Annotated in this window: 26 protein-coding genes and 1 tRNA gene; 12 read left to right on the top strand and 15 right to left on the bottom strand. The window is 59.0% G+C overall.

The window, feature by feature from the left end; genetic code table 11:
* Positions 1-41: 41 nt before the first annotated feature.
* Entirely contained in the window at positions 42-1,226 is a 1,185-nt protein-coding gene (locus ACN0X0_RS06405) for an aminotransferase (RefSeq protein ID WP_417278474.1), read from the bottom strand.
* A 342-nt stretch (positions 1,227-1,568) separates the two neighbouring features.
* Between ACN0X0_RS06405 and ACN0X0_RS06400 the strand changes: the two genes are divergently transcribed.
* Complete coding sequence (locus ACN0X0_RS06400) at positions 1,569-1,871, top strand: hypothetical protein (protein WP_417278473.1); 303 nt, start codon at positions 1,569-1,571, stop codon at positions 1,869-1,871.
* A 6-nt stretch (positions 1,872-1,877) separates the two neighbouring features.
* On the opposite strand, the gene ACN0X0_RS06395 is transcribed toward ACN0X0_RS06400, so the two are convergent.
* Complete coding sequence (locus ACN0X0_RS06395) at positions 1,878-2,453, bottom strand: TetR/AcrR family transcriptional regulator (RefSeq protein ID WP_417278472.1); 576 nt, start codon at positions 2,451-2,453, stop codon at positions 1,878-1,880.
* A 105-nt stretch (positions 2,454-2,558) separates the two neighbouring features.
* On the opposite strand from ACN0X0_RS06395, the gene ACN0X0_RS06390 reads away from it, so the two are divergent.
* On the top strand, positions 2,559-3,152 hold the full coding sequence (locus ACN0X0_RS06390; protein ID WP_417278471.1) for an NAD(P)H-dependent oxidoreductase: 594 nt from the start codon (positions 2,559-2,561) through the stop codon (positions 3,150-3,152).
* Positions 3,153-3,184: 32 nt separating this feature from the next.
* On the opposite strand, the gene gpt is transcribed toward ACN0X0_RS06390, so the two are convergent.
* The 3 genes from gpt to fabI all read right to left on the bottom strand — a co-directional run bounded on the left by gpt (position 3,185) and on the right by fabI (position 5,210).
* Positions 3,185-3,688, bottom strand: a complete 504-nt coding sequence (gene gpt / locus ACN0X0_RS06385) for a xanthine phosphoribosyltransferase (RefSeq protein WP_417261383.1) — start codon at positions 3,686-3,688, stop codon at positions 3,185-3,187.
* Positions 3,689-3,719: 31 nt separating this feature from the next.
* Positions 3,720-4,334, bottom strand: a complete 615-nt coding sequence (locus ACN0X0_RS06380) for a LysE family translocator (protein ID WP_417278470.1) — start codon at positions 4,332-4,334, stop codon at positions 3,720-3,722.
* A gap of 72 nt (positions 4,335-4,406) precedes the next feature.
* Positions 4,407-5,210: an enoyl-ACP reductase FabI gene (gene fabI / locus ACN0X0_RS06375; RefSeq protein WP_417261385.1), complete on the bottom strand. Its 804-nt coding sequence runs from the start codon at positions 5,208-5,210 to the stop codon at positions 4,407-4,409.
* Positions 5,211-5,436: 226 nt separating this feature from the next.
* Here fabI and pdxH point away from each other — a divergent pair, with 226 nt between their 5' ends.
* The 6 genes from pdxH (at position 5,437) to ACN0X0_RS06345 (ending at position 12,263) form a co-directional block, all read left to right on the top strand.
* Complete coding sequence (gene pdxH, locus ACN0X0_RS06370; RefSeq protein WP_417278469.1) at positions 5,437-6,054, top strand: pyridoxamine 5'-phosphate oxidase; 618 nt, start codon at positions 5,437-5,439, stop codon at positions 6,052-6,054.
* Between the two features lie 167 nt (positions 6,055-6,221).
* Positions 6,222-6,761 (top strand): cold-shock protein, encoded by a 540-nt coding sequence (locus tag ACN0X0_RS06365; protein WP_226553344.1) that lies wholly within the window; start codon positions 6,222-6,224, stop codon positions 6,759-6,761.
* A 1-nt stretch (position 6,762) separates the two neighbouring features.
* Entirely contained in the window at positions 6,763-7,251 is a 489-nt protein-coding gene (locus tag ACN0X0_RS06360) for a DUF192 domain-containing protein (RefSeq protein ID WP_417261387.1), read from the top strand.
* 55 nt (positions 7,252-7,306) lie between these two features.
* Positions 7,307-7,383: transfer RNA gene (locus tag ACN0X0_RS06355), tRNA-Pro, on the top strand.
* A gap of 927 nt (positions 7,384-8,310) precedes the next feature.
* On the top strand, positions 8,311-11,991 hold the full coding sequence (locus ACN0X0_RS06350; RefSeq protein WP_417278468.1) for a vitamin B12-dependent ribonucleotide reductase: 3,681 nt from the start codon (positions 8,311-8,313) through the stop codon (positions 11,989-11,991).
* A gap of 11 nt (positions 11,992-12,002) precedes the next feature.
* Complete coding sequence (locus ACN0X0_RS06345) at positions 12,003-12,263, top strand: hypothetical protein (RefSeq protein WP_226553346.1); 261 nt, start codon at positions 12,003-12,005, stop codon at positions 12,261-12,263.
* Positions 12,264-12,715: 452 nt separating this feature from the next.
* Here the strand turns inward: ACN0X0_RS06345 and ACN0X0_RS06340 are convergent, their stop codons facing one another.
* Positions 12,716-13,003 (bottom strand): hypothetical protein, encoded by a 288-nt coding sequence (locus ACN0X0_RS06340; RefSeq protein WP_417264322.1) that lies wholly within the window; start codon positions 13,001-13,003, stop codon positions 12,716-12,718.
* A gap of 425 nt (positions 13,004-13,428) precedes the next feature.
* On the opposite strand from ACN0X0_RS06340, the gene ACN0X0_RS06335 reads away from it, so the two are divergent.
* On the top strand, positions 13,429-14,169 hold the full coding sequence (locus tag ACN0X0_RS06335) for a helix-turn-helix domain-containing protein (RefSeq protein ID WP_417278467.1): 741 nt from the start codon (positions 13,429-13,431) through the stop codon (positions 14,167-14,169).
* A gap of 75 nt (positions 14,170-14,244) precedes the next feature.
* Here the strand turns inward: ACN0X0_RS06335 and ilvN are convergent, their stop codons facing one another.
* The 6 genes from ilvN to ACN0X0_RS06305 all read right to left on the bottom strand — a co-directional run bounded on the left by ilvN (position 14,245) and on the right by ACN0X0_RS06305 (position 19,727).
* Positions 14,245-14,811 (bottom strand): acetolactate synthase small subunit, encoded by a 567-nt coding sequence (gene ilvN, locus ACN0X0_RS06330; protein ID WP_417264320.1) that lies wholly within the window; start codon positions 14,809-14,811, stop codon positions 14,245-14,247.
* 11 nt (positions 14,812-14,822) lie between these two features.
* Positions 14,823-15,122, bottom strand: coding sequence for a hypothetical protein (locus tag ACN0X0_RS06325; RefSeq protein ID WP_417278466.1), 300 nt, complete (start codon positions 15,120-15,122; stop codon positions 14,823-14,825).
* Complete coding sequence (locus tag ACN0X0_RS06320) at positions 15,122-16,870, bottom strand: acetolactate synthase 3 large subunit (RefSeq protein WP_417278465.1); 1,749 nt, start codon at positions 16,868-16,870, stop codon at positions 15,122-15,124. The genes ACN0X0_RS06325 and ACN0X0_RS06320 overlap by 1 nt, the downstream gene beginning before the upstream one ends.
* A 366-nt stretch (positions 16,871-17,236) precedes the next feature.
* Positions 17,237-17,818, bottom strand: a complete 582-nt coding sequence (locus tag ACN0X0_RS06315; protein WP_417278464.1) for a biotin transporter BioY — start codon at positions 17,816-17,818, stop codon at positions 17,237-17,239.
* Positions 17,819-17,962: 144 nt separating this feature from the next.
* A complete protein-coding gene (locus ACN0X0_RS06310; RefSeq protein ID WP_417278463.1) occupies positions 17,963-18,619 on the bottom strand; it encodes a GntR family transcriptional regulator in 657 nt (218 codons plus the stop codon).
* A gap of 124 nt (positions 18,620-18,743) precedes the next feature.
* Positions 18,744-19,727, bottom strand: coding sequence for an OmpA family protein (locus ACN0X0_RS06305; protein ID WP_417278462.1), 984 nt, complete (start codon positions 19,725-19,727; stop codon positions 18,744-18,746).
* Positions 19,728-19,992: 265 nt separating this feature from the next.
* On the opposite strand from ACN0X0_RS06305, the gene ACN0X0_RS06300 reads away from it, so the two are divergent.
* Positions 19,993-20,361 (top strand): winged helix-turn-helix domain-containing protein, encoded by a 369-nt coding sequence (locus ACN0X0_RS06300; protein ID WP_417278461.1) that lies wholly within the window; start codon positions 19,993-19,995, stop codon positions 20,359-20,361.
* 93 nt (positions 20,362-20,454) lie between these two features.
* Positions 20,455-21,225 carry a molybdate ABC transporter substrate-binding protein gene (gene modA, locus ACN0X0_RS06295; protein ID WP_417278460.1) on the top strand — a complete coding sequence of 257 codons (771 nt, stop codon included), beginning with the start codon at positions 20,455-20,457 and terminating at the stop codon, positions 21,223-21,225.
* 86 nt (positions 21,226-21,311) lie between these two features.
* Here modA and ACN0X0_RS06290 read toward each other — a convergent pair whose 3' ends face one another.
* Both ACN0X0_RS06290 and ACN0X0_RS06285 read right to left on the bottom strand, forming a co-directional pair.
* On the bottom strand, positions 21,312-21,806 hold the full coding sequence (locus ACN0X0_RS06290) for a YbjN domain-containing protein (protein WP_417264311.1): 495 nt from the start codon (positions 21,804-21,806) through the stop codon (positions 21,312-21,314).
* 185 nt (positions 21,807-21,991) lie between these two features.
* Positions 21,992-23,029: a zinc-dependent alcohol dehydrogenase family protein gene (locus ACN0X0_RS06285; RefSeq protein ID WP_417264310.1), complete on the bottom strand. Its 1,038-nt coding sequence runs from the start codon at positions 23,027-23,029 to the stop codon at positions 21,992-21,994.
* 546 nt (positions 23,030-23,575) lie between these two features.
* Between ACN0X0_RS06285 and ACN0X0_RS06280 the strand changes: the two genes are divergently transcribed.
* A complete protein-coding gene (locus tag ACN0X0_RS06280; RefSeq protein ID WP_417278459.1) occupies positions 23,576-23,926 on the top strand; it encodes a hypothetical protein in 351 nt (116 codons plus the stop codon).
* Positions 23,927-24,226: 300 nt separating this feature from the next.
* Here ACN0X0_RS06280 and ACN0X0_RS06275 read toward each other — a convergent pair whose 3' ends face one another.
* Entirely contained in the window at positions 24,227-25,237 is a 1,011-nt protein-coding gene (locus tag ACN0X0_RS06275) for a helix-turn-helix domain-containing protein (RefSeq protein WP_417278458.1), read from the bottom strand.
* Between the last annotated feature and the right edge of the window lie 152 nt (positions 25,238-25,389).

The raw sequence follows: 25,389 nt of genomic DNA, 5'->3' as shown, positions 1-25,389 counted from the left end.
GGAAACTGTGTAGGGGCAAGCGAAACCGAGGGCAAGGCAGATCAGGGTGCGATTTGGGCCAATCTGGTGAAAAGCTCCGTGATCCCGGCTTGATCGATATTGGCGAATGCGATGCGGAGCTGATGCTCGGCGCGCTTGTCGCCGTCTGGCATGAAGGTCGTGCCCGGCAACAAGAGCACACCGGCCTCGCGCACCAGCCATGGGGCCAGTTCTGATGACGGCATGTCGAACGGATGGCTGACATAGGTAAAAAACGCGCCACAGCCCAAGAGACGCCAGCCTTTGGCCTCCAGCCGCGGGAAACCATCTATAATGGCCTGACGCCGCGACAGAATTTCGGCGCGCTCACCGGCGACCCACGCGCTCAGGTTTTGCAGCCCCCAAAGCGCCGCCTTCTGGCCGATCTGATTGGGACAGATCGACACGGTGTCGAGATACTTCTCCACCTGTTCCAACCGCTCAGCGGAGGCAATCACGGCGCCGACGCGGTGGCCGGTGAGGCGAAAGGCTTTCGAGAAGGAATAGAGATGCACCAGCGTGTCCTGCCAGCCCTTTTGCCGGAACAGGTAATGCGGCACCTCATCGCGACTGTCGAAATCACGATAGGTTTCATCGAGGATCAACATGATGCCGCGATCACGGGCCAGCGCGTAGAATTTCGTCAAAAGCTCCGGCGGATATTCCACGCCACCCGGATTGTTCGGCGTGATCAACACCATGGCGCGGGTGCGTGGGCTGATCAGACGCGCGGCCTCTTCGAGATCGGGCAAAAGATCGTCGCCCGCGACCAAAGGCACGGCGGTGACGCCCGACATATCGCACCACATTTTATGGTTGAAATACCACGGCGCGACCAGAATGACCTCGTCCCCCGGGGCGGCAATCGTGCTCATCACCGAGGTAAACGCCTGATTGCAGCCGGCGGTGATGGCGACCTGATCGGCGGTGATGTCTGAATGATAGGCTGATGACCAATCCTTGGCGATCTGGCTGCGCAACTCCGGCAGGCCCAGAACCGGGCCGTAAAGATGCGCGCTTGTGTCCTCTACGGCCATGCGGGCGATCTCTTGGCGCAGGGGCAGCGGCGGCGCCTCCATCGGCGCGGCTTGGCTCACGTTGATCAAGGGACGTTCGGGCGGAAAGGTGACACCTTCGGCCCATTTACGAGAGGCCACGATAGGGGAGGCAAAGGTGCGGGCCATGGGGGCAGCAAGAGGTGTCAGCATCGGAGATCCTTGGTCTGGAAGTTGCGGTGAGAGTAGGCGGCGGCTGTCGGGGATGCAATCGCCTCTCGCGCAGGGCGCAGGGCGCCTGCAATCGGATGAAAACGCAGGCAAGGCGCTGAAAAAAAAGACATTCACGCTAGCTGTGCGGTTTCGAACAGGCGTCTTCAAGCTTTGTTTACCTCTTTTGTCTCACTCTTGGATGACTTTGAAGAAAAACGCCCCCATCTGCCTCTTCATAAGAGGCGTGTCCGATTTTGAAACGGGGCGTGCGCACGAGGGATAAAAGCAGACATGCTCCGGGGCTCAACCCGGGGACACAACAGGATAAATGAGGTTACAGATATGGCATATGGTTTCGCCGCACCTAACGGATATGACACATTGATTGACGCGCTCCGGGACGCTTTGACGGCGGCGCGCGAGGGCGATCAGGCCCGCGAAGAGGAAATGACGGAGGACATCCGCGATGCCTCTTATGACATGATGCCGCGACAGGCGGGCTATCTGGTGCGCTCGGCCTGTGGTGCGATTGATGCGGCAATGCGTGGGTTCGATCGCGAAAACAGTCTCGCGATTGCCGAACATGCGATTGAAAACGTTCAGGATATGCTCTGGCGCTCGCAAGGCACGGCCTCTGCGGCCTGAACCGTCTTACTTCGGACAGAGCCAGGCCTCGAGATAGCTCTCCAGCCGGCTCTCCAATGCCTGACGGCTGTTGAGCGCGCAGAAATTCAATGCGATGGCCTGAATGAAAAACGCGCTGATGCCTTCGCCAACCAATTCCGGCGCGATGTCGGGGCGGTAGGGAACCTCTTGGGCCCAACGCGCGAAGAGGGCGATCTGCACATCGAATTGTTCCGCGATGGGACCTATGTCCGAAATCGCTGCCGCGCCTGAGTGCCGGACGATCACATCGAAGACATAGCGCTCTGAGGTCATGAAATGGATCAACGGTAAGAGCAGCTCGACCATCGCCGGAATCTCCCTCGGCGTCGGCGCGTCTGCTGTTTCTACGATCAAATCGGCCATACGCGCGCCGATGATTTGCTCCATCAGTGCGTCTTTATCCTTGAAATGCGCGAAAAACGTGCCCTTGGCGACCCCCGCCGCGCGCACCACGTCCTCGACGCGCAGGGCCTCGAAACTTTCTTTTGAAATCAAATCTTTCGCCGCTGTGAGCAGCTTGTCCCGGGTCGCGAACGCGCGTTTCTGGATTGGTTTGGTCATAGCGGGATTTTGCATATTTTATGACCGCGGTCAAATTAAACATTGACCGTGGTCACTTTTGGTCGCTATGAATTTGACCGTGGTCATTTTTATCTGGGGGACCCGATGTCCAAAACACGCATTTACATCCTGAACGGTCATCCGGCCGCGACGTCTTTGTCGAAAACGCTCGCTGAAACCTACACGAAGGCCGCCAAATCCGCAGGGTTCGAGACGCGTTTTCAGCATTTGAACACTCTGAGGTTCGACATGGATTTCGAACGCGCGGGCTACAAAGACGTCAAGCCGCTGGAACCCGATCTCGAAGAGGTCATGGCGAATATCGCGTGGGCGGAGCATGTGGTGATCGTCGCGCCGATGTGGTGGGGGAGCCTGCCTGCCAAGCTTAAGGGGTTGTTTGATCGCGCGTTCTTGCCGGGACGGACATTTGACACCCGAAACCCGAACCGGTTCGGCATGCCCGCGCCGATGCTGACGGGGCGCAGCGCGCGGGTGGTGCTGACGTCAGATACGCCGACATGGTTCCTGTGGCTGGCTTATCGCAATCCGATTGCGTCGACGCTCAAAGGCCATATCTTGGGATTTGTCGGCATCAAACCGGTGCGGCTGACGCAATTCGCGGGCGCCACCGATGCGACGCCCAAAACCGTCACGCGCTGGCTCAAAAAGGTCGAGGCTCTGGGCGCGAAGGGCGCATGAAAAAGGGGCCGCTTGGCCCCTTAGTATGTGTCTTAGTCGCGACCGCGATAGGGTTTGACGTATTGCATCGCCATATCCCATGGAAAGAAAATCCACGTGTCCTGAGACACTTCGGTGATGTAGCTGTCGACTTGCGGCCGGCCTTTCGGCTTGGCGTAGACGGTGGCGAAATGCGCGTTGGGATACATCGAGCGGACCAGCTCAAGCGTCTTGCCGCTGTCCACCAGATCGTCGATCACCAGAATGCCGGTGCCGTCGCCCATCATCTCGTCATTCGGCGCGTTGAGCACCACGGCGTCGCTCTGGCTTTGGTGGTCGTAGGATTTCACCGAAATCGTATCGACCGTGCGGATGTCCAGCTCACGCGCAATGATCATCGCAGGCGCCATGCCGCCGCGGGTGATCGCCACGATGGCACGCCACGCGCCATCATCCGGCCCTTTGCCATCGAGCCGCCACGCCAGCGCCCGGCTGTCGCGGTGAATCTGATCCCAGCTGATGTGAAAGCCTTTTTCATGGGGCAGGCGGTCGGACATCTCTTTTGATCCTTTCAACGAGTTGGGCGGCTTATTGGGTTGCGATCCGGACCCCGAACAGGGCGATCATACCGCCAAGGGCGCGGTCGGTCCAAAGCTTGGCCCGGCCATAGGCTTGTCGTGCTTTTTGCCGTGAAAAAAGCCGCGCGACAATCACATACCACAGTGTTTCGTCAAAAAAGACGAAAAACAACAACAAGCCCTTAACGGCCAAAGAGGTCTCGGGCGGGATCAGCCCGGCAAAGACCGCGCCGAAAAACACCGCAGGCTTCGGGTTCGACAATTGCGTCATGAGGCCGAGGCGAAAGGCATTGGCGAGCGAACGCGGACTGGCGAGCAGTGTGGTTTCGGGCAGCGGATCATGTGCATGGCGGAAGGTCTTATAGCCGATCCAGATCAGGAAGATCCCGCCCGCGATTTTGAAGGCGAGATAGGCGCGGGGGAAAATTTCGAACAGGATCGAGAGGCCAGACATGGCGGCCAGCGCCCAGATCACCGCACCCAATCCAAAGGCCACGGCAAGCTCGAAGGCGGGGCGGAATCCTTCGGAGGCGGCAGTGCGCACGGAGACCACGAAAGAGGGGCCGGGCGACATCGCCGCGACCATGTGGAGGCTCAAAATGGACAGAAAAATCGCGAGGGTCATGTCTCCTCCCAAAGACATCTGTAAACCAAAACGGGAGCCGAAGCCCCCGTTTTCAAGCGTTTGTGGTGCAGATCAGCCCTTGGAGATGTCCGGGGCATCCACGGCCTTCATGCCGACGACATGGTAGCCGGCGTCAACGTGGTGGGTCTCGCCGGTCACGCCCGCGCCCAGATCGGACAGCAGGTAAAGCGCGGAATTGCCCACATCGTCGATGGTCACATTGCGACGCAGCGGCGAGTTGTATTCGTTCCACTTCATGATGTAGCGGAAGTCGCCGATGCCGGAGGCGGCGAGCGTCTTGATCGGACCGGCGGAGATCGAGTTGACGCGAATGCCGTCCTTGCCGAGATCTTCGGCGAGGTAGCGCACGGAGGCCTCCAGAGCGGCCTTGGCGACGCCCATCACATTGTAATGCGGCATCACGCGCTCGGCGCCGTAATAGGTCATGGTCAGCATCGAGCCGCCCTCGGTCATCAGCTTCGCGGCGCGCTGTGCGACTGCGGTGAAGGAGAAGACGGAGATGTCCATGGTCAGGTTGAAGTTGTCGCGGGTGGTGTCAACGTAGCGACCGCGCAGCTCGTTTTTGTCGGAGAAACCGATGGCGTGCACGATAAAGTCGAGCTTGCCCCATTTCGCTTCGATTTCGGCAAAAAGCGCATCCATCGAGGCTTCGTCGGAGACGTCGCATTCCAGAACGAAATCGGACCCCAGACGTTCGGCCAGCGGATCGACCCGTTTCTTAAGCTGTTCACCTTGATAAGAAAAACACAGCTCAGCGCCATGATCGGAGAGCGCTTTGGCAATGCCCCAGGCGATTGATTTGTCGTTGGCAAGGCCCATGATCAGCCCGCGTTTGCCGTCCATCAGTTTCGTCATGGCGTGTCTTGTTCCGCTTATTATTGGATGTTGAAACGTGCTTTAGGGGTTTTGCGCAAAGCGATCAAGTCTGGCCCCGGCAAATTCACGACGTAGGGTCATTTGGCCGCTGCAAACCGCTTGTGCGGACCTGTGACGGCGGGGTGTGCGCGGGGTTTGTCTTGTCGCTCGGGCGCAATAGGACTATCCCGAAAGCAACTAAGAACGCCGCCAGAGGAGAGCCGCCATGGTGTCAGCAGATGTCCCCCGCAAAGGCATTTTCGCCGGAGACGACCCGTTCGAAATTTCGCGACGTTGGTTGACCGAAGCCGAGGCCAAAGAGATCAACGATCCCAACGCCATCGCGATCGCCACGGTGGACCCGGACGGCCTGCCGAATGTGCGGATGGTGCTCTTGAAAGAGATCGCTGACGACGCCTTTGTGTTTTTCACCAACTATGAGAGTGCCAAGGGGCAAGAGATTGAAAGTGCAGGAAAAGCAGCGTTTGTCATGCATTGGAAATCGCTGCGCCGTCAGGTCCGTGTGCGCGGCCTGATTGCTCGTGAAACGCCGGAGGCCTCCGACGCCTATTACAAATCCCGCGCGCTCGGATCGCGTATCGGCGCCTGGGCCAGCCAGCAATCGCGACCGCTCTCGGCGAAGACTGCACTGATGGAAGCCGTGGCCAAAGAGGGCCTCAAACACGGCCCCAATCCGAAACGCCCGCCGTTCTGGGGCGGCTATCGGATCACGCCTTTGGAGATCGAGTTCTGGGCCGATGGTGAGTTCCGTTTGCACGACCGCTTCCGCTGGCGTCGCGAGAGCCCGGACGCGGCGTGGAACATTCTGCGCCTGAATCCTTGAGAGTGTGGTTTACGTAAGGTCAGCTTTGCAACTGATCAAAAAGACAGGGGGAAGGGGGCTTGCACCTTCCGCCCGATTGTCTCAGGTTCAGAGCGGGATGAGGGGTGCGTACCCCCTGTTATGGGCCAGTCGAAATGCGCATTGGCCCTTATTGAGTAAATGAGAGAATGAACGACACAGACTTGGGGAAGGTCGTTTCGGGCCATGTAAAATGGTTCGATCCGACTCGCGGCTTTGGTTTTGTGATCGCCGATGACGGCGGTCCGGATATTTTGTTGCATGCGAATGTTCTGCGTAACTTCGGGCAAAGCTCCGTAGCGGATGCCGCTATGGTGCGGCTCGTGGTGCAAAGCACGGATCGCGGTGTGCAGGCGGTCGAGGTGCTTGAAATTGCACCCCCGGCGCCGGGCACCGGGACGATGCTGGAAGACCTCGAGGAGATCGATGAGGAAAGCCTGTCCTTGCCGCTCGAGCCCGCGCGTGTGAAATGGTTCGACAAGGGCAAAGGCTTTGGTTTCGCCAATGTTTTTGGGCGCCCTGAGGATGTTTTCATCCATATCGAAGTGCTCCGTCGCTCCGGTCTGGCCGATTTGATGCCGGGCGAGGCCGTCGGGCTTCGCGTCATCGACGGGCGTCGGGGCCGGATGGCCGCGCATGTCACCGCCTGGGATGTGGCGCTGCGTGAGGCGCAAGAGGCGGAGGCCTGAGATGCGCCGCCTGTCGCGTGTCCCGAGACTTTTGACCGCGATCTTTTGCGTCGCCGCCATGCCTGCGCTGGCGCAAAACACCTGCCGCATGGATGAGGTTGTGATCTCGGGGCCGAAGACGCAGGCGCGTTTTTCGGTCGAGATTGCCGACGACGCCGGTGAACGGGCGCTTGGGCTGATGAACCGGCCCGAGATGCCGCGCTCGCATGGCATGTTGTTCGTCTATGAAAAGCCGCAGCCGGTGTCGTTTTGGATGGCCAACACCTTGATCCCGCTGGATATGATCTTTGTTGATCAACGTGGCGTGGTGACCCGTGTGCATGACGAGGCCGTGCCTTTGGACCGGACCCCTATTGCCGGGGGCGATGCCGTCTATGCGGTGCTCGAAATCAATGGTGGTCTGGCGCGTGCTTTGGGCATTCGTCCCGGCGATCATCTCCGCCATCCTGCCTTTGGGGCCGAGGCGGCGGATCCCTGTCTCACCGACTGAGACGCAAATAAGTGCTTTTCAACCGCGCGTTTGCACGGTAGGAGAGGCGCACGGTCGGGGCGTGGCGCAGTCTGGTAGCGCACCTGTTTTGGGTACAGGGGGTCGTGAGTTCGAATCTCGCCGCCCCGACCACTTTCTCCACTCAGCATGATGTCTGGCTCCGTGCCCGTCTTACGACGGTTCATTGCCCGCGTCCTGTTCATTGATGATGCCGGACTGACTGTCTCGGAGAGGGATGGCCTCGAGGACACTGTTCTGGTCGATCTGAAACCGGTGCCGCACGGGGCAACTTGTGATTGCGTCATAAAAATGATTCGAGCGTGGCTGCCTTGGTCGCATATATGTGCGATGGCGGTATAAATGCGCCTATTTGGCGGCTAACCCTGCCGGTTTTCAGGGTTTTTCCTGAGAAAACTGGCGTTTTTGAGCCATCATCCGCATCGGTTGGTCCACTAGATGTAGTATGCTGATGAATTGTGCAAACGTGCCACACAGGGGGCAGGTCGAGCGTTTTTTTGTCGCGGTCACTTATCCACATCTGCTTGTGCAAAGTCTTAACGAATTTTGCGAAACCCATAGGAAACAAAGAAAAAAGTATTAACGCGAGGGTCTTCGAATCGTAGGGGGCTGTGGGCAATTTTCGTCAAACGTTTTTTGCGTTTCAAAAGGGTAAATTTTGCGTTGACCACGAGGGCTCAGCCGCTGCACATTGTGGGAGCCGGATGAGGGACACACTACATTTAGTTGTTACTCGACGGCGAGAGACAAGGGTCTCGGGGGACATATCCGCGTAGGGATCGCACCGGCTTTCAGGTCGAAAGGCTTGAAAACAAAGGGTGCGGCCGGGGTGAGAACGGATATGCCACCGAGGATCAGCTTGAGGACCAAAGACGAATCTCTGTCGCATCCGGGGGCTATGGCCGCACCGGGATGACTTAGATTTGTCTGTGAGCCGGGCGTGTTTCTTGCCGAAGAGAAAACACAAGATGTGGAGGAGGTCGACGGGTCGCCGGTGACGGAAATTTGGCGGTAAAGCAAAACAACGCGAGAGTTGAGCAGATGAAAATCGAACGCAAATTCACGACGGCAGGCAAAGACGCATATGCGGAACTGGAGTTCACCAAGACCTCCTCGGAAATCCGCAACCCGGACGGCACGGTGGTGTTTCATCTCGACGATTGCGAAGTGCCCTCGAAGTGGTCGCAGGTCGCCTCCGACGTCATCGCGCAGAAATATTTCCGCAAGGCTGGCGTGCCAGCGGCACTGAAAAAAGTCCGTGAAAAAGGCGTTCCGTCTTTCCTCTGGCGTTCGATCCCCGACGAAGACAAGCTTGCAAAACTGCCCGAAGAGGCGCGGTTTGGTGGGGAAACGTCCGCGAAACAGGTGTTCGACCGTCTCGCAGGCGCCTGGGCCTATTGGGGCTGGAAGGGCGGCTATTTCTCCTCTGAAGACGACGCCAAAGCCTATTACGACGAGATGCGGTTCACGCTTGCGGCCCAGATGGGCGCGCCGAACAGCCCGCAGTGGTTCAACACCGGTCTGCATTGGGCCTACGGCATCGATGGTCCGGGGCAGGGGCATTATTATGTGGATTATCAATCCGGTGAGCTGACGCGCTCGTCTTCGGCCTATGAGCATCCGCAGCCGCACGCCTGTTTCATCCAATCCGTCGCCGACGATCTCGTGTCTGACGGTGGTATCATGGATCTCTGGGTGCGTGAGGCGCGTCTGTTCAAATATGGCTCCGGCACCGGCACCAACTTTTCCTCGCTGCGTGCGGCGAATGAGAGCCTTTCGGGCGGTGGCAAATCCTCTGGGCTTATGGGCTTCCTGAAAATCGGCGACCGGGCGGCGGGCGCGATCAAATCCGGCGGCACCACGCGCCGCGCGGCGAAAATGGTGATCTGCGACATGGATCACCCGGACATCGAAGATTTCATCAACTGGAAGGTGATCGAAGAGCAGAAAGTGGCGTCCATCGTCGCGGGCTCCAAGATGCACGAACGCCAGCTCAATGCGATTTTCGACGCGATTGGCACGTGGGACGGGGCCGAAGCCGATGCTTTCGATCCGTCGAAAAACCCGGCGCTGAAGGCGGCTGTGAAATCCGCAAAACAGGTCGCCATTCCTGAAACCTACGTCAAACGCGTGCTGGATTACGCGAAACAGGGCTATTCCTCGATCGAATTCCCGACCTACGACACGGATTGGGACTCTGAGGCCTATGCGTCGGTCTCCGGCCAGAACTCCAACAACTCCGTGCGGGTCACCGACGCGTTTCTGAAGGCTGTGAAAGACGATGCCGAATGGGAATTGCTGCGCCGCACCGATGCCAAGGTCGCTAAGACCGTGAAAGCCCGCGATCTCTGGGAACAGGTCGGCCATGCCGCTTGGGCCTGTGCCGATCCGGGCATCCAGTTCCACGATACGATCAACGCCTGGCACACCTGCCCGGAAGATGGCGACATTCGCGGCTCGAACCCGTGCTCCGAGTATATGTTCCTCGATGACACGGCCTGTAACCTTGCTTCGATGAACCTGCTGACCTTCTTGCACGACGGCGTGTTCGACGCGGAAAGCTACATGCATGCGACCCGCATCTGGACGCTGACGCTGGAAATCTCCGTGATGATGGCGCAGTTCCCGTCGCAAGAGATCGCGCAACGCTCGTATGACTTCCGCACGCTGGGTCTGGGCTATGCCAACATCGGCGGGCTTTTGATGAACATGGGCTTTGGCTATGACTCTGATGAGGGCCGGGCACTTGCAGGCGCTTTGACCGCGATCATGACCGGCGTGTCCTATGCGACCTCCGCCGAGATTGCGGGCGAATTGGGCGCCTTCAACAAGTTCGAGAAGAACCGCGCGCACATGCTCCGCGTCATTCGCAACCACCGCACCGCCGCCTATGGGAAATCCACCGGCTACGAGGGCCTTGAGGTCAAGCCGGTCGCTTTGGATCACGCCAACTGCCCCGACGCGCATCTGGTGGAACTCGCGAAATCTGCTTGGGATGAGGCGCTGAGCCTCGGCGAGAAAAACGGCTACCGCAACGCGCAGGTTTCCGTGATTGCGCCCACCGGCACCATCGGTCTGGTGATGGATTGCGACACGACGGGGATCGAGCCGGACTTTGCGCTGGTGAAGTTCAAGAAACTCGCGGGCGGTGGCTATTTCAAAATCATCAACCGCTCCGTGCCCGCAGCCCTTGAAAAGCTGGGCTATTCTTCATCCGAGATCGAAGAGATTGTGTCCTACGCCGTGGGTCATGGCACCATCGGCAATGCGCCGGGGATCAACCACACCGCGCTGATCGGCCACGGTTTTGGTCAGGCGCAGATCGACAAGATCGAGGCCGCTCTGCCCTCCGCCTTTGACATCCGCTTTGTGTTCAACCAATGGACCTTGGGCGAAGAGTTCTGCACCAAGACGCTCGGCATTCCGGCGGCGAAACTCAACGACCCAAGCTTCGATTTGCTGCGCAGCCTTGGCTTTACCGCCAAAGACATCGCGGCGGCCAATGATCACGTTTGTGGCACGATGACCCTCGAAGGCGCGCCTTTCCTCAAGGAAGAACATTACAACGTCTTCGATTGCGCCAACGCATGCGGCAAAAAAGGCAAGCGTTATCTGTCGGTCGAGAGCCACATCACCATGATGGCGGCGGCGCAGTCCTTTATCTCCGGCGCGATCTCCAAGACGATCAACATGCCGAATGACGCCACCATCGAGGACTGCCAGGCCGCCTACGAGCTGTCCTGGTCCTTGGGCACCAAAGCCAATGCGCTCTACCGCGACGGCTCGAAACTGTCGCAGCCGTTGGCCACTGCTCTGATCGAGGACGACGAAGAGGCCGAGGAAATTCTGGCTTCCGGCACCGCGCAGGAAAAAGCCGCCGTGCTGGCCGAGAAAATCGTCGAGAAGGTCATCATCAAAGAGGTCGCGCGCGGCCGCGAAAAGATGCCCGATCGTCGCAAAGGCTACACCCAGAAATCCATCGTCGGCGGGCATAAGGTCTACCTGCGCACCGGCGAATACGAAGACGGCTCTCTGGGCGAGATCTTCATCGACATGCACAAAGAGGGCGCCGGTTTCCGGGCGATGATGAACAACTTCGCCATCGCGGTCTCTGTCGGGCTGCAGTATGGCGTGCCTTTGGAAGAGTTCGTCGACGCCTTCACCTTCACCAAATTCGAACCGGCGGGCATGGTGCAGGGCAATGACTCGATCAAAAACGCCACCTCGATCCTCGACTATATCTTCCGCGAGTTGGCCGTCAGCTACCTCGACCGTACCGATCTGGCGCATGTGAAACCGCAGGGCGCGGCCTTTGACGATCTTGATAAGGACGCCGCCGAAGGCGTGTCCAACATCAAGACCCCGTCGGAAAGCGCCTCCGCCAAATCCATCGAGGTGCTGAAACAAATCTCCTCGACCGGCTATCTGCGTAAGCGCCTGCCGCAGGAACTCGTTGTTTTGCAAGGTGGAATGCAGTCGGGCGCCGTGGCGCTGGATGGCTCCATCGATCCGCAAGTCGCGCTTCAGACGCTGGTGCCTGAAACCAAAGCGACCTCTGAGACCGCGCTCTCCACCGGCACCGTGTCGATGACGGCGCGCGATAAGGCAAAGATGCAGGGCTACGAGGGCGAGGCTTGTGGCGAATGCGGCAACTACACGCTGGTGCGCAACGGCACCTGCATGAAATGCAACACCTGCGGCGGCACATCCGGCTGTAGCTGAGGAGCATGAGAATGGAATTGGTTTTCGACATCGCCGGTCAATTGTGCGCGGCAGATCGCGTGACGATGCGCGGCAACACTTTGGAGGCGGAGTTTGACCGCAATGTCGTGGGCGCGCTGGCCGATGCCTATGACGGCAGCCATGCGGTCTCTGTCCTGGGCGTGCCGTCCCTGTCGGTGACCTATTCGGTGCAAACCTACCGCACCGAGGGCGAACACGGATGCCGCGCGACGTTTTCGGTCAACAGCTCTGCGGGGCAGGTGCTGCATTAAAAGAATACGGTTCAGCCCCTCACGGCTGAACCCGCCGCAAGGGCACGAAAAGTGGGAACCGGTTTTCGTTTTTCGCCCTGAGGCAACGATGGGATACGGTTCAGCCCTTCACGGCTGAACTCGCCGCAAGGGCACGAAAAGTGGGAACCGGTTTTCGTTTTTCGCCCTGAGGCAACGATGGGATACGGTTCAGCCCCTCACGGCTGAACCGGGGTGGGGATGCTCTATCGACCATATGCGTCAGGAGCATCCAGAGTGAGGGGTTCTGATCAGAATTCCTTTTCCGGGGCGGATGCGTTCGCCCCTGACGCGGATCAGGCCGCAGGCAAAAAAACTTACCGGGCGGTATCAATGATGAGCCTGATCAGCGAACCTCAGGGGGGCCAGTTTGGTCCCCCTTTTTTCTTGTCTTTGTCGGATTTATGTCGATCTGTCGCGTGAAAGCGCTGTGTCTATCGACCTGTCAAAAGGGCTAGGCCGCAATCAGGGCTTGCCGCAAAGTCGCGCAAAGCCTGGGCCAGTTCGGGGGCCACATCGCGTTGAAGCGGGGCCAAATGGGTGCAGATGCGGACCCCGTTTGCCATGCGTGTTTTGAAAGAAACCATGGTCCCGGCCTCCGGCATGGCAAAAGAGCCAAGCATGGCATCTGCGCCGGACGCGTACACCAAATCGGCGTGGTCACTGCACCAAATCACGGCCTTATGCGTGTCAGGGTTGGACCAAATAACAATTCCATCCATCTGAATACTCTTCTGAATACGCTCAACACTCGACATATCGTCATTCTCTGTGAGCATTCACTTATAACACGAGCAGATATCGAGAAATATTCCGATTTATGTGTCACAACCGAACGCAAGATGACGCTAAACCGCGTCAAATAATAAGAGTTTTCGAGAAGTGAAACAAAACTGTATCAAAAAACGGCTCTAGGGCGCATAATCTCCCTATTCAATTGATGGAAAACCTTTGCAGGGGCCATGATCAGCCATCCTACCGGTTCCATTTTGGGGCGATGGACGATCCGTTTTACTGATCAATTGGAGTATAGAGGACGGGATGTCCGAAAAGACCCGACGTGTTTTGAGGGGGCTCAGAGGAGGGGGGACGCGTGCAGCAAGGAGAATTATCTCCCGCGCAGTTGCGCCATATTTTTGGAACGAATTTGCGGCAGCTCTCGAAACGGGCGGGCTCTATTTCTCAGCTGTGCCGCGATCTCGGCATCAATCGCACCCAGTTCAACCGCTACCTGAAAGGCGAGGCTTTCCCGCGCCCTGATGTGCTTTACAAGATTTGCACGCATTTCGACGTCGATGCGCGCATTTTGTTGGAGCCTTTGGACTGTCTGCGGGATCAGGCAATGAAAGAGCGCACCTCGCGTGTTCTGTCGTCGTTTCTCTTCGACGTCGACGCGCTTAAAATCGCGCCCGAGGCCTTTCCCGCCGGCTGTTACCTGCACCACCGCGTGTCCTATTTCGTGCCCGATCACATCAGCACGACGCTGTTAAAATTCTATTACGACGGCAACGGAAATCTGCGCATTCGGGGCTATATGCCCTATACCTCCGGCGCCCGGATCGGCCTGCCGCGCGCTGCGAAACCCCGCCTGTTTCGTGGGCTTGTGTTTCGTCAGCTGGTGGGCTTTGCCTTCATGGTGACGATGGATCAGGTGCCGCTCATGGTGCTGGGGGGCTTTGAACCCAATTACATCGGCAATCCGAAGTTCTATTTCGGCAGTTCGGTCTCGACGCAGGACGTCATCGCACCGTCGCCGATCCTTTTGGAACGCCTGGAGCCGAGCCTGTCCGCCCTCATCGCCTCGCGACACCAACTCGGCATTCGCGAGCGCAAAATCTACTCGCCTCTGGTGCGCGGTTTTTTCGACAAATTCGCGCCGCTCAGATAAGTCGCAGGGAGACGCAAAAGGGCCCGCGTGGGGCCCTTTGTTTTCGTCTTGGGGACTCGTCTTGGTGGCTTGAGCTCAGACGTGGCTGCCCCGCGCCAGAGCGGCGACACCCGTGCGGGCGGTTTCCACCAGACCCAGAGGCCGCATCAGCTCGGCAAAGGCGTCGATTTTCTCCGACGTGCCGGTCATCTCGAAGACAAAGCTTTCAAGCGTGCTGTCCACCACATTGGCGCGGAAAATCTCCGCCAGACGCAGCGCCTCGATGCGGTTGTTGCCAGTGCCTTCGACCTTAAAGAGCGCCAATTCGCGCTCGATCGAGGGGCCTTCGACGGTCAGATCGTGGACCTCGTGGACGGGTACGATACGGCCGACCTGAGCCTTGATCTGTTCGATCACATCGCGGGTGCCTGTGGTCACCACGGTGATGCGCGACAGATGGCTTTGATGGTTCACTTCGGCGACGGTCAGGCTTTCGATGTTATAGCCACGGCCAGAAAACAACCCGATGACACGGGCCAGAACGCCAGCTTCGTTGTCGACCAGAACGGCCAGCGTGTGTTTTTCGATCACCTCGGCGTGGTAATCGCGAAGGTCATAGGCGGAATGGCTGGTGGAGCCTTGTTGGATACGTAGGGCGGACATGGTTTTCTCCCTCAGGACGCACAGGTCAAAGTGGCGTCGAATGTGTTGATCTCACCGCGTTTCGCAAGCGTGCGCACGGCACAGCCGGAGGCGGTTTCAATGGCGGAGCGGGCGGCCTCTTCGAGTTCGGCGAAGTTGAGGCGACCCGTGTGATAATTGCGCGCGACGGCGGTGTCGCCCGTGATCTCGACCGCAAAGTCGAAGCCACCGGAGGACACTTCGACGGCATCCGGGGACATGCAGCCCGCAAGACCCCAGGTCGCGATCAACGCGACCAGAGCCGTGCGGAGTGCTTTCCCGACCCGTTTCATCAGACCAGCACCGCGCCGTCGGATTTGATCGCACCTTCGACGGAGGCATCGCCCAGAAGCATCTCATTGTGTGCCTTGCCCGAGGGGATCATCGGGAAACAGTTTTCGTGCTTCTCGACGAGGCAGTCAAAGATCACCGGACCGTCGTAGTTGATCATCTCCATGATCGCGTCGTCCAAATCTTTGGGATCAGAGCATTGAATGCCCTTGGCGCCAAAGGCTTCGGCCAATTTTACGAAATCCGGCAGGCTCTCCGACCAGCTCGACGAATAGCGCTCGCCGTGCAGCAGTTGCTGCCACTGACGCACCATGCCGAGGCGTTCGTTGTTCAGGATGAACTGTTTCACCGGCGCGCGGTACTGCATCGCCGTGCCCATTTCTTGCATGTTCATCAGCCACGAGGCCTCACCGGCGACGTTGATCACGAGGCTCTCCGGGTGCGCCAATTGCACGCCGATGGAGGCCGGGAAACCGTAGCCCATGGTGCCCAAGCCCCCGGAGGTCATCCAGCGGTTCGGGTCCTCGAAATTGAGGAACTGCGCCGCCCACATCTGGTGCTGGCCCACTTCGGTGGTGACATAGCGATCCATGCCCTTGGTCAGCGCTTCGAGACGCTCCAACGCATATTGCGGTTTGATCACTGTCTCGGAGGGCTTGTAGGTCAGGCAACGGACGTCGCGCCATTCCTCGATCTGTGTCCACCACGCGGAAGTGTCGGCGGTTTTGCGACCACGCGATTTCCAGACCTTGAGCACATCTTCCAACACATGGCCCACATCGCCGATCACCGGCAGGTCGACGCGGATGATCTTGTTGATCGACGAGGGGTCGATGTCGACATGCACCTTGGTGGAATTCGGCGAGAAGTCCTGAATCCGGCCGGTGATCCGGTCATCGAACCGCGCGCCGATGTTGATCATCAGATCGCAACCATGCATCGCCATATTGGCCTCATAGAGACCATGCATCCCGAGCATCCCGAGCCACGCCTTGCCCGACGCCGGGTAGGCGCCCAGACCCATCAAAGTAGACGTGATCGGGAAACCCGTGGCATCGACCAGCTCGCGCAAGAGTTGCGATGCGCCGGGGCCGGAGTTGATCACACCGCCGCCGGTGTAGAACACCGGGCGCTCGGCCTTTTCGATGAGAGCGACGAGGTTGTTAATGTCCTCGATGGAGGCCTTCACGCGCGGCTGGTAATGGCTCACCTTGGCTTTCGCGGGGGGCGTGTATTCGCCATCGGCGAATTGCACGTCTTTCGGCAGGTCGATCAGCACCGGGCCGGGACGGCCGGAGGTGGCGACATGGAACGCCTGATGAATGGTCTCCGACAGTTTGTCAGTGTCCTTCACCAGCCAGTTGTGTTTGGTGCAGGGCCGGGTGATGCCGATGGTGTCGGCCTCTTGGAACCCGTCCGTACCGATCATGAAAGTCGGCACCTGACCGGAGAAGACCACCAGCGGGATCGAATCCAACAGCGCGTCCGTCAGACCGGTCACCGCATTGGTCGCGCCGGGACCCGAGGTCACCAGAGCCACACCGGGTTTGCCGGTCGAACGCGCATAGCCTTCGGCGGCGTGGATTGCGGCCTGCTCATGGCGCACCAGAACGTGTTTGATGTCGTTCTGCTGGAAAATTTCGTCGTAGACCGGAAGGACAGCGCCCCCCGGGTAGCCAAATACCGTGTCCACACCCTGATCCTTTAGGGCTTGAACCACCATTTTTGCTCCGGTCATCTGACGTGTCATGTTTCTCTCCGTCTCACGCGTCACTTACGTTTTTGGCAATAAAAAAGCCCCCGGTTTCAATCGGGGGCGCATGGGTTCCATTCTGGTTAACCGTCACCGGCCCATGCGCGTTTTCCCTACGACTACAAGAATAATGCCTGACATGGCTTGGGGTCCTTCATTGCGTGCGGCGACATTATGTGCAGCCGCAGCAGGCGTCAACTGCAAAACCGCCGTTTCGTGAATAAAATGTCGTGGGGCGGGGTGCGCGCGAAATAATGTTAAAAGAGCTGACCTATTTCGCCAGCCCGTTTGGGGGCGTTATGGCTGGGCCTTATAGCTGAGCGAGGCGCGCAGATGTGCTGCGCGTCTCTGTGTGGCTGAGGGTTAGCGCGTGGCTTGCATCAGCCTGAGCGTGGCGGCGCCAAAGGCCGATTTCAGAACAGCACCGATCAGGAAGGGCAGGACACCTGCGGTCACGGCTTTTTGCACCCCGATCAAGGTCGAGAGCCAGGCGGCGCCGAGCGACAGGCACAGCACCGTCCCCAAAAGCATGGCTGCAAAGGCTCGGAACGGGCGATGTCCATTCCAGCCGCGTTCGGCCAACCAGCCGACCAGCATGGCGGACATAGGAAAGGCGAAAAGGTAACCGCCGGTGGCGCCAAGGAAGTGCTGAACCCCGGAGGCACCGCCTGCCAGAACCGGCAGACCCGCAGCGCCTTCGATCAGCCAGGTGAGAACCGTGAGGCCGCCAAGCTTCCAACCATAAAGCGCGCCCACAAGCATGATCGCATAGGTTTGCAGGGTGACCGGGACGGGGATCATCGGCACTTCGATATAGGAAGAGGTCGCCAGAAACAGGCTGCCCAAGAAAATCGCGGCAAGCTTGATCGGCAGGGAGCGGCTTTGCAGATCCAGCGGGCTAAAGCGGTCCGGCGTTCGCGTTTGGGTGGTTGGGGTGGCGGTCATGTGGTGGTCCTTTTGTAAATTATAGATTATTTTAAGAATCTATATCTAAAATTCGCCACATTTCGAGATAAAGCACAAGAGATCCCTGCGCGCGAGCCGCACGCAAAGGGGCAATCTGTTGTTTTTGAGGGAAAGAATTCTAACTCAGCGCGCGGCTTGAACGAGGCGCTTGGGCGACCCCGCGGGCTTTTTGCCGCTCCAGCGGATATGGTGCGACAGACGCTGTGCGGCCCCATCGACATCGCCCGCGCGCAGGGCAACCAGAATGGCGCGGTGATCACGGTCGGTGGGGCTTTCCCATTCGGCATGCCAGCCGCGAAACAGGAATCTTGCGCTGGCAATATGCAGTTCGTCGATGCTGCGCAACAGACGCGGCATGCCGCAGGGCGTCAGGATCAAGCGGTGAAAGCGACGGTTTTCCCGTTCCCACGTTGCGACATCGGGGGCGCGATCCCCGGCTTTTGTGGCCTCTTCGGCCTCATCGAGAATGGCTTTGGTCAAATGCGGTGCGGCATGGCGGAGCGCCAGCGCTTCGAGGACTGCGCGCATTTCGGCGATCTCTTGCGCCTCGTCGGGCCCGAGCCGCGTGACCCGGACGCCGCGCCGGGGTTCGCTTTCGACCAGCCCCTGCGCTTCGAGTTGACGGAAGGCTTCGCGCACCGGCACATGGCTGGCGCCGAATTCCTCGGCAATGTGATCTTGACGCAGCCGCTCCCCGGCGTCGATCCGGCCGGAGATGATGCGCTCGGCCAGAGCGCGGGCGATGCGGGTGGCGATAGGTTCGGATTTGGCTGTGCTCATATTTTATAGATAATTCGCAATCGGCCAGCCGTCGAGAGCGGAAAGTGCTGGTGCGTCAGTTTTTCGGCAACCCTGGTGCACATCCCTGTGCGCATCGCGTTGCGCACAGGGGCAGGGGCTATACTTACTCCTGAAGCACAAGCTCCACCCGACGGTTCTTGGCGCGTCCGGCGTCCGTGGCATTGCTCGTGACCGGCGCCACAGGCCCCGCGCCGTAGGGCGTCAGCCGCGCGCGGTCGATGCCATATTGTCCTGCGAGGGCGGCGCTGACCGCCTCGGCGCGCGCCTCGCTCAGATCGCGATTGTAGGCCAGAGCGCCTTGGCTGTCGGTGTGACCCACGACGTAAAAGCGCTTGTCGGTATGGTTGTCGAGATACTCCGCGATGATCTCAAGCGCCGGCGCGGACTCTTCGGTCAGGGTCGCTTTGTCGAAGTCGAAAAACAGCCCGTCGAGCACCACATGGCCGTCTTTTTCCATGTCGTCGGTCAGACCTTCGAGATTGATGCTGATCCGCTCGTCGTTCAACGCCTCTGTCTGGCTGATGTCGAGCACGATGCTGGCCGGGAAGGTCATTGCCGTTTGCTGGGCCACCAGAAGCGAGATGATATAAGTGCCCCCCTCGGCCTCGCCGGTGCCGGACCAGTAGAAATAGGTTTCGTCGTCGCCATGCCGGTTCGGTGCCCCCAGATAGGGGTTTTGACCCTGACGCTGCGGATCGCCGTACCAATAGAGTTGCCGCACAAAGCGATCACCGCATTCGGCGTCGGATTTACAGGTGAACTTCGGCTCGAACCCGGCCTGCTCAAAGGCTTTCTCGAAGTTGCGAAAGATCGCCAGCGCCGAGAGGGACTTTTCCTGCGCGCGGTAGGTCAGGGTGGTCGATGTGCCCTCGAACCGCTCCACCGGCGGGAGGTCTTCGCCCGGCGTGAGCCGCCCGGTGGCGATCATGAATTCCTGATACTCGGAGGTGTGATAGCCGACAATATCGGTGCCGGGCATGCGCGAAATCAACGGGTGGTCATGAGCGTCTTTGACGTCATTTTGTGCCAAAATGGGTTGTGCAAGGCAGAGGCAAAGAGCGGTGGCGAGAGAGAGGGGTTTCAACATGTGGGTCCTTGACGCGTGTGATCGTGAAGCGAAAAATATGTTTGGAAGCATGGCTTTAGGCTTTGCAAAAACGCGCGGACCCTAGGGGCGGGAGGCATGGGCGTCAATGGCCGGGGCGTCAGGATTAAGCAAGATTTTGCGCATGGAAAGTCGGCTGTGCCCGACGTGAGCTGCGATCATCGCGCTTGTGCAAGGCGACGCGGCGCGGCACAGTCCGTTTATGCAGGATAATCAAACACCGCCCGCCCCAGAAATGTCCCCTGATATGCCCCAAAAGTCGCCCCGATCCGCCGCCCCGATCCGCCTTCGGCTCAGGCTGCATTTCGGCGATCTCTTGATGCTTGGGCCGGGCAAGGCCGATCTGTTGGAGGGCATTCGCGACACCGGGTCCATCGCCGCGGCCGGACGTGGCATGTCGATGAGCTACAAACGCGCCTGGTCTCTGGTCGAAGAAATGAACACGGCATTTCGCGCGCCCTTGGTGCACTCAAGCCGTGGCGGTGCCCATGGCGGTGGAGCGTCTTTGACGGAGATGGGGGAGCTGGTGCTGGCGCATTACCGCCACCTTGAAGAGATCACCTTGCAGGCCGGACAAGACGACATCGCCGCGCTTGAGGCGCTTTTGGCGCCGTAGATTTTCGATATTTCCGGTCGGTAATATCGCTTGCCTTTGAGGGCCTGCTTTGCAATATGTTTGTGAAAACATATCGAAAAGACTGGACCTACCATGCTCACACGTTCCTTGACCGCCGTCTGTCTCGCGGCGCTCCTTGCTACGCCCGCCACGCTTTACGCCGATCAGATCACCGTCTTCGCCGCCGCCAGCATGACCAATGCTCTGGGCGAGATCGAAACCGCGTTTGAGGCCGAGACCGGCCATGATCTGGCAATCTCCTACGCGGGCTCCTCGGCGCTCGCGCGGCAGATCCAACAGGGCGCGCCCGCCGACATTTTCATCTCTGCCAATCCCGGCTGGATGGATGCGCTCGAAGAGGACGGTCTTTTGGCCGAAGGCACGCGGCGCGATCTGGTGACCAATGACCTCGTGCTCATCGCAACAGGTGACGCCGAAGCGATGGAGATCGAGGCGCTACCGGAGGCTTTAGGCGACGACCGCCTCGCCATGGCGCTGGTCGATGCGGTGCCTGCGGGCATCTATGGCAAGGCCTCCCTGACGCATCTCGGCCTATGGGACACGCTCGCGCCGCAGGTGGCCCAGGCCGACAACGTCCGTGCCGCACTGGCGCTCGTCGCCTTGGGCGAGGCGCCCTACGGCATCGTCTACGCCACGGATGCCGTCGCCGAAGAGCGCGTGAGCGTCGTAGCCACGTTCCCGGCCGACAGCCACCCGCCCATCGTCTACCCGATGGCCATGATCGCGGACCACAATACAGGTCGCAATACAGAGGCGGCTGCAGAGTTCATGCTCTATCTGGGGGGCGAGACCGCGCGAGAGGCTTTTGCAGCGCAGGGGTTTGGGACGCCTGCGGACAACTGAACGCAACGTCTTGCTTTTAAATGCCTAAATAAGAAAGGGCGCCCCGCTGAGGACGCCCTTTTGTGACATTCAAAGCCGCGTTTCGCTTATTCGAAATGCTCTTCTGCCTCTTCCAAAATCACCCGCCACCAATCGAAGGTGTCGTCCAGAGCGACCCGCGTGATGCCGCCTTTGAAGGCGAAGGAATAGTTGATCTCAAGATCGCCGTCGCTGTCGACAGAGGCTTTTCCGAAGCGGTAGCTGTTGTTGTAATCGTTGATCACAGCCGGGTCGGTGGAATAGTCGTCGCCGTCGAAATAGGCCACGAAGGTGCCGTTGTTGCAGTCGGTGTGGTTGTCGCAGCCGTAGAAATAGAGCGCGTAACGCGTGCCGCTCATGCGACCGCGGAACATCGGGTCGTCTTCGCCATCGGTGTCGGCCTCGACCGAGCCAAAACCGCTCAGCAGCTCTTCGAAGACATCGAGATCGTCAAAGGTCAAAATCTCCGGCTCGGCGGCGGCGGGCAGGGCGGTGAGGCCCAGAACGGCGGCAGTGGCCAGCGGGCGCAAGAAGGTGGTCACGGCATTTTTCGGCGACGACATCGGAAGATCCTTTTTTCGTTTCGGGGCGCCAAAGCCCCGGTAGTCATAATCGCTGGGACTGTGACCCGTGTCGTCCGGAGGCGAAAGGGGTAAAGAAAGAGAAATCTTCCCTGTTGTCAGATTTTTACCGAAAACAACCGCCGGGGCCATGGGGATGGCTCCGACGGTCTTGATTCTGGCGGGGTTCAGGCGGTCAGGATGATCTTCATCGCCTTCTCGCGTGCGGCGTTGCCGAAGATTTCATAGGCCTCCATGATCTCGTCCAGTTTGAGCCGGTGGGTCACAAGCCGCGCCGGATCGACCTTGCCAGACTTCAGCGTTTTCAACAGCATCGGCGTGGTGTTGGTGCTGACCAAGCCCATGGAAATATTGATATTCTTGATCCAGAGCTCTTCGATATGCAGCTCGACGGGTTTGCCATGGACGCCCACATTGGCGATGGAGCCGCCAGCGGAGACGATCTTTTGACAGGTGTCAAAGGTGGCGGGCACGCCGACCGCCTCGATGGCGACATCGACGCCAAGCCCGCCGGTCATTTTCATGATCTCCTCGACCACATCGACCGAACCGACCTCAAGCGTATCTGTGGCGCCGAATTGTTTCGCCAGTTCCAACCGCGCCGGGTCCATGTCGATCATCACGATGCGCCCGGGTGAATAGAATTGCGCGGTCAAAAGCACCGACATGCCCACGGGACCGGCGCCCACGATGGCCACCGTGTCACCCGGTTTGACGCGCCCGTATTGCACGCCGATCTCAAGCCCCGTCGGCATGATGTCGGAGAGCATCACAAGGGCCTCCTCATCGGCGCCTTCGGGGATCGGGTAGAGCGAATTGTCGCCATGCGGGATGCGGACGTACTCGGCCTGTGTTCCGTCGATCAGATGGCCCAAAATCCAGCCGCCGTCATCGCAATGGGCGTAGAGCTGACGCTTGCAATTCGGACATTTGCCACAGGACGTCACGCAAGAAATTAGCACCGGATCGCCCGGTTTGAAATTGGCGACCGCCTCGCCCACGGCCTCGACCACGCCGACACCTTCATGGCCCAGCGTCCGGCCCGGTGTGACGGCGGGCACGTCGCCCTTGAGGATGTGCAAATCCGTGCCGCAGATCGTCGTCTTGGTGACTTTGACGATCACGTCGGTGGGTTTCTCGATGCCGGGTTTGTCTTTCTCGACCCAGTCCTTTTGACCGGGGCCTTGGTATACGAGCGCTTTCATTGCGGGTCTCCTCCTCATGGGGTTGCGTGAGGCGAGGGCAGGGCCTCGCGTCAGGGGAGAGCCTAATCTTCTTGTTTCTTGAGGGTAGACCGCCGCATACCGTTGCCCGATCCAAATCGGAAATGTGCGTTCGATTGCGGAAGGAAAGCGTGCTGCGGTGCGGAGATAGGGTTGTAAGGATATGTGATGTTATATCATATATGGCGTTTGCCGAAATAACGCGTAACGGGTATGCGGACGCTTTGGCATAGCTTTGGTCCAAGTCGGGCATTTGGTGCGGTAAAGTCTACTGTGCGGACGAAGTTGCCGTTATCCACCTATCGGTCGATATGGGCCGCATACGCGAGCGGTTTTGCCAGAAGGCGGGAAGCCGGACTTCGCCGCGCAGACGACCAAAGGCATGCTGTCGCCATTAACTGCGAACACAGACAGCGCAAACTGACAAGGCAGATGTCTAGGAAACCAGGGGCACCTCAGATGCGGTTTATACGCCTCCAATTCGCCGTATAGTAAACTGATGGTGCAAACCCTCTAAGGATGAAAGCTGTGAAAATGGACAGAAAAAAGATTAAGGCTGCAGTCATTGTTTCAATTGTTGGTTGCTTGGCTCTCATAGTGATGACCTTAGTCTCCGTTTTTTTGCACCATTTAGTCGTACGTGGGAGCTTGCCCCTTGAGCTTGACGCCTTTGCTAAAGGCATTGGTGTCATTGCGATGCCGTTTGGCTTTTTAGGTGGCATTGCCTTCATTTATGGCGTCTTTTTGCCTTTAGGGGGAAGGTTTGTGTATCGAAATTTCTTTATTCAATACGAAGCCCACAAACAAAGATGTGCACAGTCGCCTTTGTGGCGTTTTCTACTGAATGCAGACACAAATGGAAATTTGAAAGAGTTATAAATGGATACTAATCGCGAGATTTATAATGGACATTTTCCGCCATTTGAGAAAACTGATTTTGACCCGTTGCGCAGCTATCCGGTAATTGGCCATGCTGCAGAAAGATGCAAATGACAGCCTCGGGGAAGCTACGGATTGCCCCCCCTACCGCCGAAGGGCAGGTTTGGGCCGCGATTACCAGCGCAACCTTTCTGCACCTGCGAAATGGTGCGCTAACGTCATCAAGCAAGAAAGGCTTTTACGGACCTTCGCCTGCGGATCGCATCACTCCCGGTGTCGAACCTCATAAAGCCCTCACCCTCAATGCCGTCCCCGCCGCAAAGTCTGCGCCGGGCTTTCACCGAACCTCTCCCGATAGCGCGCCGTCATCGCGCCCATGTTCACATAGCCGCGCGCTCGCGCGATGGCGGCGACGGTGTCCCCGGGGCGCGCCTGTTTCAACGCGCGGTGCAGGCCGTCGAGCCGTTCCTGAGTCAGGAATTCATGCGGGGTGAGGCCGCGAAACCGCCGAAAGCCTTCGGAGAGGCTGCGGGCGGTGATGCCCAGTTGCGTGGCGATCTCGGCAATCGTCGGCGCGTCTTCGGCGGTGCGGCGCATCAGCCGTTCGGCCTCGCGCACATAATGGGGGGCTGCGGCGCGCGCGCCGGTGTCCAAATTCAGCCCCGCGCTGTCGGCCCAGTTGCGCAGGAGATCGAGGCAGATCATCTCTTCGATCCGCTTTTCCGTCAAAGCATCGCTCACTCGGTCATGGCGCGCGTCAATCAAGCGGGTGGCATAGTCCAGAAGCGACAGCCAGGCCGATTGCCCCGCGCCAAAGATCAGGCGTTTCTTCCAAAGATCGTCCTCCGGCACAAAGCCGTACCACCGCGCGGCGGTCTCCTCCATCAGCTTATGCGGGATCGTCAGGTTGAGTTGTAGGTCATGCCCGTCGGCAAGGTTCCAATAGTCGGTGCGGCTGCAATCGACGACGTAGCTGTCGCCGGGGCGGGTGTCGATGGCGTCATTGCCGCCCAGAGGGTGCCGGACCGAGCCGCGCAGGGTGTTCACGACGATGATATTGCCGCTGTCCGGGTCAAACTCATCGGCCCGCGTCGGCGTGCCGAAACAGAAGCGGCTAAAGGTGATCCGACCGATGCCCAGCATGCGGATCGTGGCATTCGGATCGGTGCCCGCAACCAAGGGCCGGGTCGAGAGCGGCATATAGGCCCGGTGGCAGAAGTCATTCACCACGGACCATTCGCGCGTGCTGTTCAATTTGTCCTGCAATAAAGGCGTGCCTTGCCCGTCCTGCAAAAGTGCGGTTTCCAACATCGCGGGCCCTCCCAGTCCTCGCCATCGGTGTCTTTGTAACTGTGCCCAACTCCTGCCGTTACGGCAAGAGGGCGGGCATGCTGTGAGGAAATGCGTGGTGTCGTTTGAGGATGCGAAGGCCCTATGTGTTTTGCGCACAGGTGACTGATCCT

The sequence above is a fragment of the Celeribacter sp. genome (assembly GCF_048270365.1).
Classification (GTDB): domain Bacteria; phylum Pseudomonadota; class Alphaproteobacteria; order Rhodobacterales; family Rhodobacteraceae; genus Celeribacter.
Note: the sequence above shows the minus strand (reverse complement) of the source record. Positions and strands in the feature narration are given on the sequence as shown.

Bases quoted from the DNA above. Each gene is read 5' to 3' on its own strand.
- ACN0X0_RS06350 (WP_417278468.1), top strand. From the start codon at position 8,311: ATGAAAATCGAACGCAAATTCACGACGGCAGGCAAAGACGCATATGCG.
- ACN0X0_RS06395 (WP_417278472.1), bottom strand. From the start codon at position 2,453: ATGACCAAACCAATCCAGAAACGCGCGTTCGCGACCCGGGACAAGCTG.
- ACN0X0_RS06315 (WP_417278464.1), bottom strand. From the start codon at position 17,818: ATGACCGCCACCCCAACCACCCAAACGCGAACGCCGGACCGCTTTAGC.
- gpt (WP_417261383.1), bottom strand. From the start codon at position 3,688: ATGTCCGACCGCCTGCCCCATGAAAAAGGCTTTCACATCAGCTGGGAT.
- fabI (WP_417261385.1), bottom strand. From the start codon at position 5,210: ATGACGAAACTGATGGACGGCAAACGCGGGCTGATCATGGGCCTTGCC.
- ACN0X0_RS06275 (WP_417278458.1), bottom strand. From the start codon at position 25,237: ATGTTGGAAACCGCACTTTTGCAGGACGGGCAAGGCACGCCTTTATTG.
- modA (WP_417278460.1), top strand. From the start codon at position 20,455: ATGCTCACACGTTCCTTGACCGCCGTCTGTCTCGCGGCGCTCCTTGCT.
- pdxH (WP_417278469.1), top strand. From the start codon at position 5,437: ATGGTGTCAGCAGATGTCCCCCGCAAAGGCATTTTCGCCGGAGACGAC.
- ACN0X0_RS06305 (WP_417278462.1), bottom strand. From the start codon at position 19,727: ATGTTGAAACCCCTCTCTCTCGCCACCGCTCTTTGCCTCTGCCTTGCA.
- ACN0X0_RS06405 (WP_417278474.1), bottom strand. From the start codon at position 1,226: ATGCTGACACCTCTTGCTGCCCCCATGGCCCGCACCTTTGCCTCCCCT.
- ACN0X0_RS06380 (WP_417278470.1), bottom strand. From the start codon at position 4,334: ATGACCCTCGCGATTTTTCTGTCCATTTTGAGCCTCCACATGGTCGCG.
- ACN0X0_RS06310 (WP_417278463.1), bottom strand. From the start codon at position 18,619: ATGAGCACAGCCAAATCCGAACCTATCGCCACCCGCATCGCCCGCGCT.
- ACN0X0_RS06325 (WP_417278466.1), bottom strand. From the start codon at position 15,122: ATGAAACGGGTCGGGAAAGCACTCCGCACGGCTCTGGTCGCGTTGATC.
- ACN0X0_RS06340 (WP_417264322.1), bottom strand. From the start codon at position 13,003: ATGGATGGAATTGTTATTTGGTCCAACCCTGACACGCATAAGGCCGTG.
- ACN0X0_RS06290 (WP_417264311.1), bottom strand. From the start codon at position 21,806: ATGTCGTCGCCGAAAAATGCCGTGACCACCTTCTTGCGCCCGCTGGCC.
- ACN0X0_RS06360 (WP_417261387.1), top strand. From the start codon at position 6,763: ATGCGCCGCCTGTCGCGTGTCCCGAGACTTTTGACCGCGATCTTTTGC.
- ACN0X0_RS06300 (WP_417278461.1), top strand. From the start codon at position 19,993: ATGCCCCAAAAGTCGCCCCGATCCGCCGCCCCGATCCGCCTTCGGCTC.
- ilvN (WP_417264320.1), bottom strand. From the start codon at position 14,811: ATGTCCGCCCTACGTATCCAACAAGGCTCCACCAGCCATTCCGCCTAT.
- ACN0X0_RS06285 (WP_417264310.1), bottom strand. From the start codon at position 23,029: ATGAAAGCGCTCGTATACCAAGGCCCCGGTCAAAAGGACTGGGTCGAG.
- ACN0X0_RS06400 (WP_417278473.1), top strand. From the start codon at position 1,569: ATGGCATATGGTTTCGCCGCACCTAACGGATATGACACATTGATTGAC.
- ACN0X0_RS06390 (WP_417278471.1), top strand. From the start codon at position 2,559: ATGTCCAAAACACGCATTTACATCCTGAACGGTCATCCGGCCGCGACG.
- ACN0X0_RS06345 (WP_226553346.1), top strand. From the start codon at position 12,003: ATGGAATTGGTTTTCGACATCGCCGGTCAATTGTGCGCGGCAGATCGC.
- ACN0X0_RS06320 (WP_417278465.1), bottom strand. From the start codon at position 16,870: ATGACACGTCAGATGACCGGAGCAAAAATGGTGGTTCAAGCCCTAAAG.
- ACN0X0_RS06365 (WP_226553344.1), top strand. From the start codon at position 6,222: ATGAACGACACAGACTTGGGGAAGGTCGTTTCGGGCCATGTAAAATGG.